Annotated in this window: 9 protein-coding genes; 4 read left to right on the top strand and 5 right to left on the bottom strand. The window is 35.0% G+C overall.

Annotation, left to right across the window (positions count from 1 at the left end):
* Nucleotides 1–18 precede the first annotated feature (18 nt).
* Entirely contained in the window at nucleotides 19–546 is a 528-nt protein-coding gene (locus IX38_RS09725) for a hypothetical protein (protein ID WP_034704276.1), read from the top strand.
* Between the two features lie 70 nt (nucleotides 547–616).
* Here IX38_RS09725 and IX38_RS09720 read toward each other — a convergent pair whose 3' ends face one another.
* Nucleotides 617–1,600, bottom strand: coding sequence for a PLP-dependent cysteine synthase family protein (locus tag IX38_RS09720; protein WP_034704273.1), 984 nt, complete (start codon nucleotides 1,598–1,600; stop codon nucleotides 617–619).
* 240 nt (nucleotides 1,601–1,840) lie between these two features.
* Nucleotides 1,841–3,070, bottom strand: coding sequence for an ABC transporter permease (locus tag IX38_RS09715; RefSeq protein ID WP_034704269.1), 1,230 nt, complete (start codon nucleotides 3,068–3,070; stop codon nucleotides 1,841–1,843).
* A gap of 4 nt (nucleotides 3,071–3,074) precedes the next feature.
* On the opposite strand from IX38_RS09715, the gene IX38_RS09710 reads away from it, so the two are divergent.
* Nucleotides 3,075–4,271 (top strand): exo-beta-N-acetylmuramidase NamZ family protein, encoded by a 1,197-nt coding sequence (locus tag IX38_RS09710; RefSeq protein WP_034704760.1) that lies wholly within the window; start codon nucleotides 3,075–3,077, stop codon nucleotides 4,269–4,271.
* Between the two features lie 105 nt (nucleotides 4,272–4,376).
* Here IX38_RS09710 and IX38_RS09705 read toward each other — a convergent pair whose 3' ends face one another.
* From IX38_RS09705 to IX38_RS09695, 3 genes are read right to left on the bottom strand one after another with little or no spacing between them, the layout of a single operon-like run.
* Entirely contained in the window at nucleotides 4,377–4,583 is a 207-nt protein-coding gene (locus IX38_RS09705; RefSeq protein ID WP_034704268.1) for a hypothetical protein, read from the bottom strand.
* A 4-nt stretch (nucleotides 4,584–4,587) separates the two neighbouring features.
* On the bottom strand, nucleotides 4,588–5,211 hold the full coding sequence (locus IX38_RS09700) for a DUF3575 domain-containing protein (RefSeq protein ID WP_034704266.1): 624 nt from the start codon (nucleotides 5,209–5,211) through the stop codon (nucleotides 4,588–4,590).
* A complete protein-coding gene (locus IX38_RS09695) occupies nucleotides 5,212–6,387 on the bottom strand; it encodes a thioredoxin family protein (protein WP_034704265.1) in 1,176 nt (391 codons plus the stop codon).
* Nucleotides 6,388–7,486: 1,099 nt separating this feature from the next.
* Here IX38_RS09695 and IX38_RS09690 point away from each other — a divergent pair.
* Entirely contained in the window at nucleotides 7,487–8,140 is a 654-nt protein-coding gene (locus tag IX38_RS09690) for a 4'-phosphopantetheinyl transferase family protein (RefSeq protein ID WP_034704262.1), read from the top strand.
* A gap of 177 nt (nucleotides 8,141–8,317) precedes the next feature.
* On the top strand, nucleotides 8,318–19,945 hold the full coding sequence (locus IX38_RS09685; protein WP_034704260.1) for a non-ribosomal peptide synthetase: 11,628 nt from the start codon (nucleotides 8,318–8,320) through the stop codon (nucleotides 19,943–19,945).
* Nucleotides 19,946–20,274 lie beyond the last annotated feature (329 nt).

Here is a 20,274-nt window from a genome sequence, read left to right as displayed (position 1 = left end):
AACTAAATATTCTGGGAAATGAATGGAGAGAAAATCATTAAACTAAATGTGAACAGAAAGGATTTCGAAGAAATTTATTTCAGCGGTAACCAGGGGAATTTATTTTTTTCACCGACTACCAAAGGAAAAACGGTTACCACGGCAGTTGCAGGAGTGATTCTGTTGATTCTGTTTTGTTTTAAAGATGATTTAAGCAAAGAAAAGTTTGGGATTCTATATTTTGTGAGCTTTTTGTTCCTGCTTTGTACGGTTTATCTTTCTTTAAGCATCAACAAGGTTTCCCGGTGGAAGAAAGAGGTTAACCGTTATCTGAAATCCCTGGAAAATTCTGAAATTTATGAGATCCGTTTTAATGATGAAATTTTTAATGTCAATCTTAATCATCAGGAAGAGCTAAGCAAATGGGAAGATTTCAAAGTATATGATATAAGAGATTCATTTATTGCCCTGGAAGGGAAATACAATTATATGTTTCCGGAAAAGTCTATGAGTAAAGGCGATTACAGCATTTTAAAACAGACCATAAAGAAAAACATCAAGTCATAAAAAAATCAGAGCAGAACGCTCTGATTTTTAGTTTATGTAAAAAGGCAAATTTACCCTCTTTGTTTTTTGATTAATCCAGCCAACCCATTTCCTTCATCCACTCATCATTGTAGACCTTTCCTACATATCTTGAGCCGTGGTCATGAAGAAGAACGACAATCACATCATCTTTCGTGAACTGGTCTTTCATCTGGATCAGGGAAGCAATCGCACTTCCTGCAGAATATCCGCAGAAAATCCCCTCTTCCTTCGCCAGTTTTCTGGCATAGATGGCACCGTCTTTATCCGTTACCTTTTCAAAATGATCGATGACAGACATATCGTAATTCTCAGGAATAATATCTTCCCCGATTCCTTCTGTGATATAGGTATAAGCATGATCATAATGAAGCTCACCTGTCTCGTGGAATTCTTTCAGAATAGAGCCATAAGTGTCAACTCCGATTACTTTGATGTCCGGGTTTCTCTCCTTGAAGAAAGTTCCGCAGCCTGTAACGGTACCGCCCGTTCCTGCACCCGCCACAAAATGGGTAAGCTTTCCGTCCGTCTGTTCCCAGATCTCAGGAGCGGTAGACTCATAATGAGCTGCTCTGTTTGATAAGTTATCATATTGGTTCACATACCATCCGTTTTCTGTTTCCTTAGCCAGTCTTTTGGAAACTGAATAATAAGAACGCGGATCAGTAGGCTTTACATCAGTAGGGCACACAATTACTTCTGCGCCTACAGCACGAAGGATATCGCATTTCTCTTTAGACTGCTTGGAATTGGTTACAAAAATACATTTGTAGCCTTTGATAATTGCAGCAAGGGCCAGACCCATTCCTGTATTTCCTGAAGTCCCTTCAATAATGGTTCCTCCGGGTTTTAATCTGCCGTCTTTTTCGGCATCTTCTATCATTTTAACGGCCATTCTGTCCTTTACAGAATTCCCGGGATTGAATGTCTCTACTTTTGCTAAAACCAGAGCAGGAAAGTCTTCCCCCAATACTTTATTAAGTTTCACAAGAGGGGTGTTTCCTATCGTTTCAAGAATATTTTTTGCGTATTTCATAAATGTTTTATAAGCGGTACAAAGATAAGGCTTTAAAATTAGCTGTGTAATTTAAAGATTACGATTTATAAATGTGAATGGTCAATCGCCAGTAGTGAATTTTTTAATTACGGCCATTGAATTAAATTTATTGTCCCCAATTCATTATTGATTTTCTAAAGTGAATTATAAATTTTTTTAACTAAAACAGAATTGATCACTGTCTTGTAATTGACATTTCACCATTCACATTTCACCATTTTAATTATACTTAATCGCCTTCACCGGAGATATCTTGCTGATCAGGTAGCTCGGAACGATCAGAGCCAGTCCGGAAATCAGCAGAATTCCTAATGAAATGGAAATAATGGCAACAGGATTCAGGTCTACCGGAACTGTGCTTACATAATAGTTTTCAGGATTAAGCTTAATGATACCGAAGAATTTCTGAATCAGAATCAAGCCCAGACCAATTGCATTTCCGTACAGAAGCCCCGGGATCATGATGATCAGGGTATAATTGATGAAAGTAGCTCTTATCTGTGAATTACTTGCTCCCAATGTCTTTAAAAGCCCTATAGAATTCGTTCTTTCAATGATCAGAATTAAAAGGACCATAATGATATTGATTACAACTACGATCAGCATAATGATGATAATCAGGGCAATATTGGTGTCAAAAATACTGATCCAGTCATTGATCTGGGGGAATTTTTCCGTTGCTTTTTCTGCATAGTTCTTGTAGCCGATCAGTTTTTCAATTTCCGGGAAATCTTTGTCGATGTCATTTACATTTTTAAAGAATATATCAATACCGCCTATTTCGTCCGGCTTCATTTCCTGAATTTTTCTCACATGATTGATTCCACCGATAACGAATTGCTCGTCAATCATTTTGATGTCAGTTTTATAAATTCCTACAACCCTGAATTTACGGTAGATAGGTTTCTGGTCTGCTTTTGAAAATACGGTAACAATACTGTCATTAACTTTCAGATGAAGATCATTAGCAACCTTCTGTGAAATAGTCACATCATTGTTATAGCCATTCTCTGTCACTTTTGGAGTGGTACCGGCCACCAGGAATTTTTTGAATCTCAGACTGTCAAAGTCTTTTCCGACTCCTTTAAATATAATCCCCGAAAAATTGTGCTCATTACGCATAATTCCCGTTACTGTTGCATACTTCTGAACACTTTCCACATCCGGAAGCGTTTTGATTTTCTGAATATTCAGTCCCTGATTATCAAGAACAGACGTATTGTAAGAGGAATTGGATCTTGTGGACCGTACGGTAATATGGCCGCTGAAATCTGCCAGTCTCTCTTTGATGGCTTTCTTTGAACCGAAGCCCGTAGATACAGTGATCAGAGAAACAATGATCCCCAAAGCTACAGAAAGCCTGCCGATGAAGATGATAACTCTCGAAAGGTTATTTTTGTTATCTTTGGAAAACGCTATTTTTCTAGAGAAATATAAAGGAAATTTCAAGCTTATGAATTTAGATTTCAAAATTAAAAATTTACTTCTTATTTGCCTAATTTTTTTAGGAGTATTCAACCAATATTATTCTCAGGCTCAAGATCAACCGGATTTCAAAACCGGAGCGGATCAGTCTGAACTTTATCTTCCGCTGCTGAAAAATAAAACAGTCGGTGTGGTAACGAATCAGACCGGTCTGATGAGTGATAAAAACCATGTGGTAGATTTTTTGGTGAAAAATAATATCAGGATCAAAACGATCTTTGCCCCGGAACATGGTTTCAGAGGAGATGCAGATGCCGGAGAAAAAGTAAAGAACGGAGTGGATACCAAAACGGGGATCCCGATTATTTCTTTATACGGAAACAATAAAAAACCCAAACCTGAGCAGCTAAAAGGTATTGATATTGTTGTTTTTGATATCCAGGATGTTGGTGTCAGGTTTTATACCTATATTTCAACCTTAGCCTACCTGATGGAAGCGGGAGCAGAAAACAATGTGGAAATAATGGTGCTGGACCGTCCGAATCCTCATGACGGCTATACGGACGGACCTGTTTTAAAGAAAAAATGGTCAAGTTTTATAGGAATGCATGAAGTTCCTGTAGTATACGGACTTACAATAGGAGAGTATGGAAAAATGGTCAACGGTGAGAAGTGGCTGAAAAATGGAGTTCAGGCAAAATATACCCTGATCCTGATGAAAAATTACCACAAAAAACAGCGCTATCCAATCCTGGATAAACCTTCCCCGAATCTACCCAACGATAAATCTATCAATCTATATCCAAGCTTATGCTTCTTTGAAGGAACGCAGGTTTCCGTAGGAAGAGGGACAAGCCTTCCATTCCAGATTTACGGTTCTCCATGGACACAGGGATTTCCTTATCAGTTTACACCGAAACCCAATTTTGGGGCAAAAGACCCTTTCCTGAACGGGAAGCTTTGCTATGGTGAAGATCTTTCAGCCTATCCGAATGATCTTAGAGAGCTGAATCTTGAATGGCTGATTAAATCTTATAAATCATATAAAAATCCGCAGCAGAATTTCTTTCTGGAGAATTTGTTTTTTGATAAACTGGCCGGAACCGATGAGTTCAGAAAGCAGATCATAGCCGGAAAATCAGTTCAGGAAATCAAAGCTTCATGGAAAAACGACCTTGATCAATTTGAAAAGATCCGCCGTAAGTATGTCGTTTACAAAGACTGAGTTTGAAAACCAATTGTGAATTTGGCTTTGCCTGTCAATTGTGAATCTATAGGTCATAAAATTCACTGGTGAAGCTAAATTCACAATTGACCATTCACTTTATTATCAATCAAAATTCTGTGGGGGACTATTGTCATTTTTACCTTTATTAAGGATGAAAAGACCGAGTGATAATCCTATTACCCCTGCAAAAGCTATCATCAGTGCTCTTTCCAGTTTGTCGGGCAGGTCATTTCCTATGTAATTCATTAAAAAAAGGATCACAAAGGTGATCACAGAAATGATAATATGATTTTTTCCTAACAGTTTCATTGGGTTATTTTAGTTTATAAGAAATCATGATACCTCCTCTGTAAGGCAGAATTTCTCCGCTTTTATTATATTTTTTCGCTAGTTCGTAACGCTGTCCAGTATTACGGTCATATCCTTTGTAGAAATCCTGGGAAGTACCTACTGCTGCGTAAACATCAATATTCCAGCGGTCTGATACCTTAAACTGATATCCACCTGTAACACCTAATATAAATGATACCCCTTTTTGATATAAGTTTGATGTAATAAATACTTCATTTCTATTATTGATATATGGCTTATCACTCCAATAGTTCCATTTTTGAAGCACGAATGCAGAGGCTGCAATATTAGCTCCTATATACCAATGGCTGAATGCTTCATTAAAATAATATCGCCCTTCCAGGGAAAGAGAATAATACTGGAATTCATGTCCGCCAAAAGACTTCCATGGAGAAACCAGAATATCACCTTGCATGGTAATCTTCTGACTCATTTGCTTTTCCAGGCCAATATTGATGAGTCCGATTGGAGCCAGAAGTGCATTTCCTTTGATATACAGACCTTTTTCCTGTTCTTGTTCTTGGGCTGTCAGCATTGCTGCGGACAGGAGAGTGATAGATGCGGTGAGAAATTTGTGTTTTAGCATTTATTTTATTTGTTTCAATAATTCTTCTGCAAGTTTGAAGTCCTGATTGGTTTGAACAGCAATATTTTTTGACATTTCTGCATAGTTTTTGGCCATTTCCTTATTCCCGGTAAGGAAATAAAGCTTTGCAAGAATGTAGGTGTTTTCCGGTGTTTCACTTCGCATTACCGATTTTTCTGCCCATTCTGAGGCTTTCTTTAATGCTGCAGGATTTTTGACGTGATCACTGAATACCCATGCTGCTCTCAGCAGTTCATTAGGTTCAAATGCATCGGAGTTTTTATAATATTCCAAAGCGGCTTTTTCAAATTCAGGGAAATTGGCATTCTGCTCGTAATAGCTCAGTTTCGTCTGATTCAGTTTAGACTGTGCAAGCTGTTTTCCTACTAATGGTTCAGCTGTTTTCATGAAATAATCGTCATTTATTCTTTTATTTTTATCATCAATAGACTGCTCAACTATTTTTGAAAGCTTCAGCTGATTATCAAATTCGTTGTAAGTTGCTTCCGGCAGATATTTAATAATCTCAGCCTTCCTTGATGTAAATATACTGTAGTTGCTGTCTTCTGTTGACTTTACAAAAAACAAAAGGAATCCTATTTCTTCTTTAGAGATTTCTTCTGTCTTTTTCTTGTTTTCAAAATATCGTTCGGAAGCTTTTTTGGCGAAATCATAATCTGAAGAAGAGTTCAGTTTCATAATGTTGATCAGGAATTCCGGATCTTTTTCTCCTTTGGCAAAACGTTCCTTAAAAGACCCCTTTTTATTACCTGCGGAATTGATATCCTGAGCCATGGCCACAAACATACTTTGTTCCATATAACCGGAATTTTGAGAAACAAGCTCACCATCACCATTCAGGAAAAGATAGGTAGGATAGGAACGTACTCCATATTTGGCAGCAATTTCTCTTCCTTCTCCTTTCTCCATATCGAATCTGGCATTGACAAAATTGGTATTGAAATAATCTCCGACAGGTTTCTGGGTAAATACATTTTTTTCCATCATCTTGCATGGCCCGCACCAGGAAGCATAGGCGTCGATGAAAACAAGTTTCTTTTCTTTTTTTGCCTTTGCAATGATGTCTTTGAACGGTAGTTCCTGGAACTGTATGGCTTCCTGAGCAAGTATGACAACAGAGCAGAAAACAAATACCCCGGAAATGATCTTCTTCATTTTCAAATTAGATTTGTAAGCGAAGATAGGTATTTTCCAAAAAACAGCGGATGAATTTGTGGAGATACACTCTATATTAACTAATTTTAAGACTGGTATAGTCGGGTTAAAAAATCCTTTACCTGTTTCTGCAATTGACCTGATACAGTATACAATGTCTGAATTCAAAACAACAGGAGAATTTTTTTAAAGGAAATAGACTACCTGATTCTTGAATTATTCAACTAGAGGAGACGCAAACAGGAAGTATACGCTTAATAGTTTTGAAGACCTGATCAAAAAACAAATATTTGATCAGTACAGTTGATGTCCACGAAGAGGGAAATAAGTTCCAAAATTTGAAAATATGATGCTATAAATCGCAACCTTTTCTAATAAAATAAAAAAAATAGAATAAAAAAGCAGCAATAAAATAATATTTGCAGAAATCTAATAGAAAATAAATATTATTCAATAAAACTGACAGGATTAACTGAAGGTAAACATTTGCTGTCGTAATAATTTATTATCTGCTGAAAATTAATATTATTTGGATGTTGTAATTTCGGAATATATTTTAATTTTCCAGCATTTTTTTGAATAAAAATCAGTTTTTAGAGTGTTTTTTGCCTGAAAAATCAATATATTTGTTGAAAACACAACCTAATGAAAACAAGTAAACTATTTTACATTGTCGTTTATTCGATAGTATGTATCCCCATAATTTCGTTCGAGAACAAGGTACCAGATAATTACTATTCTATTTCAGACGAATTTTCCAAAACTATTCAAGGGCAGAAAGAGAAATCAATTTCCGATTATTCCTTTGTGGATGATAAAATCCTGAGAGTTTATTAAGAATCAAGGAATAAATATTCCCTGATCATTAAAAGCAATGCCTGAAGACGTAAGAGATTACAAACTATATTCTTCTATATTTATGCATTGGTAGGGATTGGGTAAATTACTTTAGAAGTTTTTCCCAAGAAGGGTTGTAAAACGAATACCTTGCTGAACTGTTCAATACTTTATTAAAAGTTTGAAGGGTATCATGTGAATCAATCTACATGATTGGCCTTTCTATTTTGTTTCTCCGAAAAATAAAAATTTAACACATTTAATGAAAATTTTATATGCATTTATAGATGAAGGTTGTCATAAAACTCTTATGGATGATTACTTAAGCATTTGCGCTGATGATGAAAATTTTAAAAATAAGATTCTTAAATACAGAAGATGGCAAGACGCGCAGGCCTCATTAATAGGAAGGATGCTATTGAAGTATGGATTGAGTAATTATTTTGGTATAACAAATTTTAAAATTGAGAAAACGAATGACAATAAGCCATTTTTGAAAAATAAAAATATACAATTTAATATATCGCATTCTAAGGATTTAGTTGTCTGCATTATAACAGATTACTTTCCGGTTGGGATTGATGTTGAATTTATAGATTATACAATGAACTATTTGGATTTTAAATATCAAATGACTGATAATGAGTTAAAAATAATTGAAGGTTCTGAAAATAGAACGCGAAGTTTTTTTTCTTACTGGACGTCAAAAGAAGCTGTTATAAAAGCCTACGGTAAAGGATTGAAAGTGGCACTGAAATCTTTTAAAATTGTAAATAATCATTCTTCAATAGATAACCATCAGTTTGAATTAAAAGAGATCTTCATTAATGAAAATTACCATTGCTGCATTGCTGCAAATGGCAATATCCGGTCAAAAAACATCTATGTGAAACAGCTGAGTTTAAACGAACTTTAAAATAGAATATTCCCTTTCAATTTATTCATCATAACTCTTATATAATAAAACTTAAATCACCATACTGTTCCCCTGCTTCATAAACACAGGGCGAATATTGCAATATTATTTTTCTTCCCGAAAAACACAAGAATTCAACAAAATATATTAATTATCAATTAAAACACAAAAAATTACATGTTAAAACTTACTCCTTACCAATCAATCTTTTTTTATGAATGGATTATTGACCCTCTGAACACCAATTATAATATTGTTGTAGATAATACTGTAGTCGGCGATTTTGATTTAGTGAAAAATGAAAAAAGTATATTAAATATGCTTAACAATATATTAGTTTTTAAATCCAATATTGCTGATGGAAATTCAACGCCCCAATGGAAGGTAAGGCCATTATCAGAAAGCAGTGTCAGGTATTTTTCAGAAGAAATATCTGATGAGGAAATTTATAGTCTTATTTCTGAACCATTCGATCTGGCAAATGATAATCTGATGAGGCAGTATATAATAAAGGAAAAAGAACACCAGTATAGAATTATATTCGTCCTGTCACATATAATCATCGATGGAATAAGTACTCCCGAATTTTATAAAACCTGGGCAGATCATTATAATAATGGTTTTAATGAGAAGCAATTATCTATCGAAGAGCAAATAGAAAAGCATAATAATTTGACTGATACTTTTGAAGTTTTATTAGAGAAAAATAAAGTAGAAATGCATTCTTTCTGGGAAAAGCATATGAAAGATGTTGTGGGGATCGATTTTTCTTTTCTCAAAAAACAGGTAGCATCCACTGAAGACAAAAGCACTTTAAGATTTGTAAGTGAGCATATGTTTAGTTATAATTCAGATGTTTTAACTAAAGTAAAATCATTACGACATAATTATAGAATTACTCCCTATATATTTGGACAAATTGTACTTGCCTGCTTACTGCACAAAATTACCCGGCAGAAAGTACTTGGGATTTCTTATCCTGTTGCCATATTAGAAGGAAAAGAACTTCTTTATGGAGCACATGTAAATACCTTGGTTATTGATTACAGGTTTAATGAGACTACTACGGTAAAAAATTTAATAGAAGATGTTCTGCTTTTTTTTAATGATTTAAAAAAGACAAAATCAAAATACCTTCCCGTTAACGAAATTGTTAAGTATGCAGATAATGTTAAAATACTTGATATTGCTTTTTCCCAAACGTTTCAAAGGGATTATTTTGAAAAGATGAATGGATTGGAATTAGCTAAAATTAATCATCAGTTTCAAATTGATTTGGTAGGTACTCTTTTAATAGAGCAGGAAGAGTATGATAATAATTTGAACTTTAGGATAAGATATGATAAAGACATATTAGATGAAACTTTAGTACATAATTTTTCTAATCTTTACCGGAAGCTGTTTCTGGATATACTGGATGATCTGACTAATCAAAATGATCATATAACAATTGATTCTTACCGCTTATTAGATGACCAGCAGTACAATAAAATTGTTTATAAATGGAATTCTACAGAATCTATTGCAGCTATTGATTCCAATCTTAAAGATTTATTTGAAAAGCAAGCTTACCTGACACCAGATAACCTGGCTTTGGTATATGGTGAAGTATCTTTAACATATCATGAATTAAATTCCAGAGCCAATCAGTTAGCTCATTATCTATTATCAAAATATGAGATTTCCCCCAATGATCTTATCGCAATTTGTCAAAGCCGGTCAGAGTATTTACCGATAAGTATCCTTGGTGTTTTAAAGACCGGGGCGGCGTATGTTCCTATGGATCCCGGCTCACCCAGAGAAAGGTTAATTTTTATGCTGGAGGATACTAATGCCTGTGTACTTCTTACGGATCATATTAATCATAATGAATTGAAACTTCTGATATCCAATCTTCCCACCAATGCAGAAGATGTGAGCCAGACTGCCATTAAAGAGTTTTCTGAAGAAAATACGCAGGTAGGAATTGGAGCTGAAGATCTTGCTTACATTATTTATACAAGCGGTACTACCGGCCTTCCAAAAGGTGTGATGATAGAACATAAAAGTGTTGTAGATCTTTCAAATGGAGTTCAGTATATTAATAATAAACATAAAATATTAATAGGTAGGGATTTGGAATATAAAAAGTGTTTATGGTATTCAAATATTGTTTTTGATGCTCATGTCTATGACATATATCCAGCTCTGCTAAATGGAGATTGTGTTCATATGGTAGATGATGAAAAAAGACACGACTTTCAGAAATTGAGTTCATATACCAAAGAGAATAAAATAGATATCGGATTAATTCCTCCCGTATTACTTGACAAAAAGAACCCCATAACTATAAATGCCTTAATGGTGGGAGGAGAGTCTACAAGTTTAGATGTAATGAAAGCGCACTTATTGCAGGGTATGTCAGTAGTCAATTTATATGGGCCAACTGAAATAACTGCAATATCAAGTTCTCATTTGTTCAAATTGGGAGACAGTAATACGAATATTGGCCGTCCGCTCCCCAATACCACTTATTATGTATTGGATGAGAATCTTCAGGTACTTCCTGTAGGAGCAGTCGGAGAGCTTCATATTGGCGGAGTGGGAGTTTCCCGTGGTTACCTGAATAATCCTGACCTTACAGCCGAAAAATTTATAGCCAATCCTTTTCAGACTATTGAAGAAAAGCAACGTCATTATAATGGTAGGATATATAAAACGGGAGACCTGGTAAGGTATCTGTCCAATGGAGAAGTGGAATACATTGGCAGAAAGGATTTCCAGATAAAAATAAGGGGCTTTCGTGTAGAATTGGGAGAAATAGAGCGCGTATTATCCGGTTATAGGGATATTAATCAAGTAATAGTTTTGGCCAAGACCAATACCAATGGCATGAAATATTTAGCAGCCTATTATTCTGCCGGTACCGTATATGAATCATTTGATTTAATTGAGTATTTAGGTGAACATTTGCCGGATTATATGATTCCGTCGGTATTTACACAGATAGATAGTTTTTCTATGACCTCCAATGGTAAACTGGATCTGAAAGCTTTGCCTGAGCCGGTATTTGGAGACTCAAATGTTTACATCGCACCCAATTCAGAATTAGAATCAGAGCTTTGTGAGATTTATGCAGACATACTGGGGTTACCTCTTGCTGGTGTGGGTGTAGAAGATAATTTTTTCCAGCTTGGCGGTGACAGTATTACAGCCATTCAGTTAGTCAATAAAATACGTCAGAATTTTGATATAGGTGTTATCAATGTAAAAGATATTTTTAAAAGTAATACCGTCAGATTACTGTCTGTAAGAATAGCCGAATCCAGATGGGAAGAAAAAGAAAAAATAGGTATAGATGAACAGGGGAATTTAGAGGGAAAAGTAAACCTGTTACCGATACAGAAATGGTTTTTTGATGCCGTTAATAAAAATATACTGCCGGATTATAACCATTGGAATCACTCTTTCATGCTTTACATTCCTGAGCTGGATACAGATGTATTACAGGAAAGTGTTGAGCATTTAGCAGACTATCATGATGCTTTTCGATTGCTGTTTCGTAAAAATATAAATGGAGGATATGAACAGTTTTATCAGAAAAAATTATCTGATGTTAAAGTAGATTCCCTGAATATAAATGATTTGCCAGACTTAGATCACCTGAATGCAATTCTGACAGGCTGGCAAAATAATTTTGATATTTTTTCAGGTCCTTTATTTCACATAGGATATATTGATGGGTATAGTGATGGAAGTGCAAGAATTCACGTAGCTGCTCATCATCTGATAATTGATGCAGTAAGCTGGCGCATTATACAAGATGATCTTCAGAGAATTTATACAGCTTTGTTAAACAAAAAACAAAATGAAGTAAATCATTCAGCAAACACAACAGAGATCAGTAATATTTTAAAGAGAAAAGGCACAAGCTACCGCCAATGGGTAGATATTATTCATAATTATAAAAATAATAATCAGGATGAACAGGATTATTGGAAAGATATTATCAGGGAAATTCCAATATATAACAGTTCTCTGTCATCCCTCAAATCTGAGGAATGTCATTATATCAAATCAGAATTGGATGATTCCTACACAAAGAAAATTCTAAGGGAAAGCAATATAAAATATAATACCCAGGCAAATGATTTACTGATTGCAACCTTAGCATCAACCTTGCAGGATCTTATAGGTGGTGAATGTCAGTATATAACTTTGGAAGGACATGGCAGAGAGCAATTAGATGACAGTATTGATCTTAACGGTACAATGGGATGGTTTACCAGTCTTTATCCCGTCAAAATAACAATACCGGCGGATCACTCAATCGGGAGCCTTATTTCAGATGTAAAAGACACGTTGAGACATATTCCTAATCAGGGGATTGGCTATGGAGCAATTCATGGATATACCAGTATTGAATTGCCGGCTGTAGCGTTTAATTATTTAGGTCAGTATGATACCTCAAATTCCGCTAACTGGTCCTTTGTAAATGAAGATACCGGAACGTCTGTTTCATCGGAGAATAAAGAGCATAATATGTTAACCATTAACTGTGGTATTATGAATGGTAAGCTTATTTTCTCTGTGGCAGGGCAGCTTCCTGAGCAGGTTTTATTTCAATTCACTGAAGATTACAAAGCAAAATTAATTAAGATAATCAATAATCTTAATGATCAAAGCTCACGTAATTACCTGACACTTTCAGATATAAATTATATTATTTCAAAAAAATATTTAGAAAATATTCAGAAAAATGCAGAAGTTGAAGGCATTTATCTGGCCAATAGTTTACAGCAGGGATTTATATATCATGGTTTAAACCAGGGAAAATCAGATGAATCATATAGAACACAGCTTTTTTGGAATTATCATCATAGTATTGATGTAGAAAAACTCAGAATGGCCTGGACACTTGCACAGCAAAAATTTTCTGTGCTGCGTCTGCGTTTTGCCTGGGAGGAAGAGCTGGTCCAGATTATAGATAAAGATGGAGCTCTCGACTGGAGGTATACTGATATTTCAAATGAATCTGAAGAAGAGCAGCAATTGATTTTTGATGCTTTATGTGAAAAGGACAGGAAGGAACCGTATGATTTTACAAAGAGCGGATTATTCCGGGTATATCTTGTAAAAAGAAGCAATAATGTATACAATTGTATATTTAACAATCACCATTCCATTATGGATGGCTGGAGTAATCCTATTTTGCTTCAGACAATACATGAATTTTATGTAAAATTATTAAATAACGAAGCAATTCATCTGAAACGGGATGAAATTTACTCTTCAACACAGATGTATCTCCAGGATACAAATTTAGAACATCTTGAGTATTTTAATGACAGTTTAAACAGGATAGAAGAACACGAAGATCTAAGTGGATTGCTGACCGTTGAAAAAAGGAATGTAAATATTGCTGATTATAAACATATCAGAAATAAAGCAGAGCAAAAGATAACAGTATCAGGCAGCCGCTATACAGATCTTAAAAAACTGTGTTCTTCCAATAATATTACTGTAAATGCCTTTTTACAATATTGCTGGCACAGGCAGATAAGTATTTACTCAGCGAACAAAACTACAGTGTTGGGTATGGTTGTATCAGGAAGGGATATTCCGGTTGAAAATATAGAAAATGCTGTAGGATTATATATCAATACATTACCTGTAATTGTAGAACATACAGATGATTCACTTATTAATATCCTTAAAACCTTACAAAATGATATCAATGAAATTAGCAGCAAGAGCAATACCAATCTTGCGAAATTACAAAAAGGAGGAAACCGGTTATTTAACAGCTTATTTGCTTTTGAAAATTATCCAATTCCGAAAAATACCAATGGTGAAATAGAGATCAGCTTTATTGGTGCTAATGAAAATTTAGACTATCCACTTGTTGTTGCAGTATTTGATATTGATCATGAATTGATATTCAGGTTAAGTTATGCAGGCGAATTATTTGACGCAAGTATAATAAACGAGATGTTGAATGGTGTGGCCACTACTATTGATCAATTTATTTCTGATCCGTCAATTAAAACACCGGATATGGAGTATATTTCAGATGAGGTACGCCAAAAAGAAATTGTTTATGACTGGAATTCTGCAGATGAAATTATTCCTGCCGCTTCTACTCTTAAAGAGATGTTTGAGGCACAGGTTCTTCGTACTCCCGATAATGAAGCTTTTGCTTGTTCTGGTTTATCATTAACATATCAGGAATTGAACTCGCAGGCAAATCAATTGGCTCATTATCTGTTGTCAAAATACCACATTACTGCCGATGACCTTATAGCAGTTTGTCAAACCCGGTCAGAATATTTAATAATAAGCATTTTAGCTATTTTAAAAACCGGTGCAGCCTATGTGCCAATGGATACTGATGCACCAAAAGAAAGGCTTCGTTTTATGCTTGACGATACCAAGTCACAGATTTTATTGACAGATCATGCTTCTTATGAAGATTTAAAACAGCTGACGTCTGACCTTTCCATTACTGTTGAAGATGTAAATAATACTGTAATAACAGGATTTACAAAGGAAAATACAGCTGTCAAAGTAAGGCCTGGCGATTTGGCCTATATTATTTATACAAGCGGAACAACAGGCTTGCCAAAAGGAGTGATGATAGAGCATAAAGGAGTCATAGAGCTTTCAAACGCAATGGAATTCTTAAATAACAAATATAAAATAGCAGGAGGCAGAAATTCCGGCTATAAAAAATGTTTATGGTATTCTAACATCATATTTGATGCCCATGTGTATGATATTTTTCCAGCCCTTCTTCACGGCGATAGTGTTTATATGGTAGAAAACAGTACCAGACACGACTTCAACAAACTGAATGCATTTATTTCTGAGCATAAAATAGACTTTGGCCTGATTCCTCCCGCTTTGCTAGACAGAATGAACCCAATGATGTTAAATGCATTAATGGTCGGCGGAGAAGCTACCGGTTGGGATGTAATTGAAGCACATTTGCTGCAGGGAATTCCGGTAGTCAATTTATATGGTCCAACGGAGATAACAGTTGCATCAAGTTATCATTTATTCAAACCGGGAGACAGCAATACCAATATTGGCCGTCCGCTTCCCAACACGACTTATTATGTGCTGGATGAGAACCTTCATGTACTTCCTGTAGGAGCAGCTGGAGAGCTTCACATTGGTGGGGCAGGAGTTTCCCGTGGGTATCTGAATAATTCTGAACTCACTGCAGAGAAATTTATCACCAATCCGTTTCAGACCGTTGCCGAGGCAGAAACAAATAGTAATGCGAGATTATATAAAACAGGGGATCTAGTAAGATATCTTCCTAATGGAGAAGTGGAATACATAGGCAGGAAAGATTTCCAGATAAAGATCAGGGGATTCCGTGTAGAGCTGGGAGAAATAGAGCGAATATTATCAGGGTACAAAGAGATCGGTAAAGTATTGGTGTTAGACAGGACCCATGGTAATGGAATGAAATTTTTGGTTGGATATTATTCAGCACCTGAAGTATATGAGGCGTCAGAACTGAATAAATATTTAAGCACTTATTTACCGGATTATATGATTCCCACAGTGTTTATCCATGTAGACCGTTTTCCAATGACCTCCAGCGGTAAATTAGACATAAAGACATTACCTCAGCCTGTACCGGGGGATTCAGATGTTTATGTAGCCCCGTCTTCAGAATTAGAGATGCAGCTCTGCGACATATATGCAGACATATTAGGGTTGCCAGCTAAGACAATAAGCGTTGAAGATAATTTTTTCCGCTTAGGTGGTGATAGCATAACAGCCATAAAACTTCATGTACGGGTCTCTAAAGCAGTAAGCAAAAATATAGATTTACCCATAATACTCAAGTTTTCTAATATTAAAGCCCTTTCTGCTTTTATTGAGAATAGTTCCGGTGAAATTTTAGAAAAAATAGTACCAGTCGAAGTAAAAGAAGAAGAACAGCTTTTATCTTTTAGCCAGGAGAGATTATGGTTTATTGAAACCTATGAAGGAGGAAGTAATATTTATAATATTCCTTTAGTTTTTAAATTGCATGAAAAGGTGTGTAAAGAAAGCCTTTCATCATCCATTGAAAAAATCATAAGAAGGCATGAAGTATTGCGCAGTGTTATTAAAACCAATAATAACGGTATCGGATATCAGAAGGTTATCGGTGTGGAAGAGATTACTATTTCAACTGAAATTGCAGAGGGCGACCATCATTTATCCGCATTAATACATAACGCCACCCATAAAACATTTCATCTCTCAACGGAGCCTCCGGTTCATATTCAATACTATCAGTTGAATGACAGTACCTATATAAGTATAGTTATTCACCACATTGCATTTGATGGATGGTCTGTTGATATATTAATGAAAGAATTAGTGCATTATTATCATTATTATGAATCTCGGAAAGAAGGACAGTTTTTGATTTCGGAACTTCCCGATCCTGATATTCAGTATAAAGATTATGCATTATGGCAAAGAAATTATTTGTCAGGAGAAAGATTAGAAAAACAAATGAGTTATTGGGAAAAAGAACTTTGCGATTATGAGACACTTAATTTGCCTGCTGATAAGCTCAGACCTAAAAAAGTAGATTACACAGGTGCTAATGTTCTCTTTAATATTCCTGTAGATTTAAGCAATGATTTGAGGCAGCTGTCTAAAAACGAAAATGTTAGTCTGTACAGCGTTTTATTATCAGCGTATTATTTGTTATTGTCAGGTTACAGTAATCAGACAGATATTTTGATAGGTACACCGGTTGCAGGCAGATCACAGCACGAAACGAATCAATTAATTGGTTTTTTTGTAAACACATTGGTGTTAAGAGGAAGAATTAAAAGTGAAGAATCAATTTTAAATTTTATTAAAAGAACAGGCGAATTAGTAGCTGCAGCTCAAGAGCACCAGGATCTTCCGTTTGAAAAATTGGTTCAGCATCTTAATTTGAAACAGGATCAGTCCAGAAACCCTGTTTTTCAGATTTTATTTACTGTACAGTCTTTTGGAAAAGAAAAAAGCAAGGACCTTAATGATCTTTTAAAAATATATGCAGAAGAAGAGTTCAGGCCTACTATTGCCCAATTTGATATGGCAATGATGATAGATGACAGCGAAGAATCTATGAAAGGAATGATAAACTATGCCACTGCATTATTTGAACCCCAAACGATGCAAAACTATATAGATACTTATTTAGAAATACTGGAACAGTTAGTTTTAAAAACTAAAGACAGAAATGCATTACAGGAAATAAAAGATATTAAATACATATCAAAGGAAAAATTGGATGAAAATATAAGCAGTTATCAGGGGAATTCCAAAGCTGTTCCAAACAAAACATTACAAACCGTTTTCGAGGAACAGGTAGAAAAAAATCCGGACGGAATTGCTTTTGTCTACAAAGACATATCCTTAACCTTTAAGGAAATTAATATTAAAGCGAATAAGCTGGCTCATTTTTTAATAAGCTCATTGTCTGTAAAACCGGATGATTTGGTTGCAATATGTCAGGACCGCTCAGAGAATATGCTTATTAGTATTTTAGGCATATTGAAATCAGGTGCTGCCTATGTGCCTATAGATCCCGATATTCCCGGATCCAGATTACAATACATAATTAATGATACAAATGCCAAAGCCATCTTAGTTAATACTGCCCATAAAAAGAAAATAAAAGAAATATTGAACGAGGTTAGCGTACCTCTTATTGATTTACAGATTACAGACGCTGATACATATCCGGAAACTAATCCGGAAACAGAAACCAAACCTGATAATCTGGCTTATGTAATTTATACCAGTGGGACAACGGGACAGCCAAAAGGAGTAATGATAGAGCATAAAGGTGTTTTGAATCTGGTATGTTCTCAGGAGGATATTATTGAAGAGGTTAACACTAATGGTCATCCACATAAAAAGAATATGTTATGGTATTATAATTACATATTCGATGGTCATGTATATGAGCTGTATAATTCCCTTCTGAAAGGATATACTATTTATATGGTCGATGAAAAAATGAGAGTAGATTACTATTTATTATCAAAATATATCGAAGAGAATAATATCTGTACAGCCGTTATTCCTCCTGTTTTACTGCAGACCGATCATATATTGAAAGTAAGGACATTAGTGGTGGCCGGCGAAGTAAGCAATCAGGAAATTATTAACAAATATTTAGAAAAAGGTGTACAGGTTATCAATTCATATGGACCTACGGAATGTACTGTTTGTTCCTCACAGCATCTTTTTAATATCGGAGATAGTATTCTGAATATAGGGAAACCTATTGCCAATGTTACAAACTATATTTTAAACGGGCATTTACAATTTTTACCTGTCGGAGCTATTGGTGAGCTATATATCGGAGGAGCAGGAGTAGCAAGAGGATATCTTAATAATGAAGAGCTGACTTCCGAAAAATTTATTCCTAATCCTCATCAGACAAATCATGAGAAAATAAAAGGACATAATGGGATACTTTATAAAACAGGTGATTTGGTACGGTATTTAGAAAACGGAGACATAGAATATATAGGCAGAAAAGATTTTCAGGTAAAAATAAGAGGATACCGTATCGAATTAGGCGAAATTGAAAATGTAGTATCAGGATATGGTGACATTAATCAGGCAGTTGTGGTTTCGAACGCGCACACCAATGGGATGGCTTATTTGTTGGGATATTATGTCTCCAATACTGATTATTCTTCTTCCGAATTAAAATCCTATGTAGGCAAACATCTTCCCAATTATATGATTCCGTATGATTTTATGAAATTGAATGAAATTCCAATGACTGTTAATGGGAAATTAGATAAAAAAAGATTGCCAAGTCCCACTTTTGGAGAAGAAGAAGAAAAATATGCTTCTCCTGAAAATGGTGTTCAGAGAAAGCTGGTTGAAATTTACAGTGAAGTATTGGGACGGAATCCGGGCACTATAAGCATTACCGATGATTTTTTTCAGATAGGGGGAAGCAGTATAATAGCTATTCGGCTGATCATGAAAATAAATAACCACTTTAAAACAAATATCAGTGTAATGGATTTATTTAATGCTCCATCCATAAATTCCCTGTCAGAATTGGTAGAAGAAAATAATAACAACTATAAACCTTTGGTTTTACTGAATCGTAATCCTCTCAAAAAGATGTTTATGATACATCCGGCAATGGCGGATAGCGATGTTTACCTGAATCTGGCAGGAAAGCTAAAAGACACCTATAAATGTTATGGAGTTAATTCTTATAACCGGGCAAATGACCGTAAAATAGACAGGTTAACTGCACTCTCCCAATATTATTTGGAGCAAATTAAGACCGTTCAGAATGATGGCCCATATTATTTACTAGGCTGGTCGCTTGGCGGAAGATTTACTTTAGAAATAGCAGGTCAATTGGAGAAAGCCGGAGTAAAGGACATCAATGTATTTTTATTGGATACCTGGATGATAAATGAAGGAATGGGTAAAAATGAAGAAGAAAAAGAAAGAACAATGATAAAAATGATGGATTCCTTTGCTATCCCATCAGATGACAGGGATGCGGTAAGAAACGTACTTTTAGTTGAAGACATTATTTCTTCCCAACCTATTTCTTCCATTTTAGAATATACGAATGTTATATTATTCCGTGCAACAGCCGATGAAAATACAGCGTCTTTAAGGGAGATTTATCCGGAAAATAATGTAGAAAGTTGTATTCGTGATTCCAATCAAATGAAAATTATTGATATTAATTGTCAACATAACGACATTTTGAATTTTGACGAAGATATCGCAGATATTATTAAATCAATGGAATATGCAGAATTATAATTTCTTAAACAATTTGAAAAATTTAGAAAAATTCTATTGAGGGAAAAACAGGTAATATTCCGGATGTTCGGAATTTAATTGATGAATTTTAAAAAGTTAAGGCTTGGATTTTTATAATCTGAGCCTTTCCTGAAAAATAGGAGTAAAAGACAAAAAAACAATTGAGAACCGCAACTGTACCAGAGAGCTGCTAATCCGGAGCCTTAATCAAATTTGATAACAGTTCATTTTAGATCATCAATCAAAGCTACTTTGAGCCGGATTTTTAGTCAGTCGTAGTTTTACTACAATTTTAAAGATTTAATGAAATTTTACATTTAGCAGTATAT

The sequence above is a fragment of the Chryseobacterium luteum genome, from assembly GCF_000737785.1.
GTDB classification, from domain to species: Bacteria; Bacteroidota; Bacteroidia; order Flavobacteriales; family Weeksellaceae; genus Chryseobacterium; species Chryseobacterium luteum.
The sequence above is the reverse complement of the archived record's forward strand: the minus strand, read 5'-3'. Positions and strand labels throughout refer to the sequence as shown.

Bases quoted from the DNA above. Each gene is read 5' to 3' on its own strand.
- IX38_RS09725 (WP_034704276.1), top strand. From the start codon at position 19: ATGAATGGAGAGAAAATCATTAAACTAAATGTGAACAGAAAGGATTTC.
- IX38_RS09720 (WP_034704273.1), bottom strand. From the start codon at position 1,600: ATGAAATACGCAAAAAATATTCTTGAAACGATAGGAAACACCCCTCTT.
- IX38_RS09710 (WP_034704760.1), top strand. From the start codon at position 3,075: ATGAATTTAGATTTCAAAATTAAAAATTTACTTCTTATTTGCCTAATT.
- IX38_RS09705 (WP_034704268.1), bottom strand. From the start codon at position 4,583: ATGAAACTGTTAGGAAAAAATCATATTATCATTTCTGTGATCACCTTT.
- IX38_RS09700 (WP_034704266.1), bottom strand. From the start codon at position 5,211: ATGCTAAAACACAAATTTCTCACCGCATCTATCACTCTCCTGTCCGCA.
- IX38_RS09695 (WP_034704265.1), bottom strand. From the start codon at position 6,387: ATGAAGAAGATCATTTCCGGGGTATTTGTTTTCTGCTCTGTTGTCATA.
- IX38_RS09690 (WP_034704262.1), top strand. From the start codon at position 7,487: ATGAAAATTTTATATGCATTTATAGATGAAGGTTGTCATAAAACTCTT.
- IX38_RS09685 (WP_034704260.1), top strand. From the start codon at position 8,318: ATGTTAAAACTTACTCCTTACCAATCAATCTTTTTTTATGAATGGATT.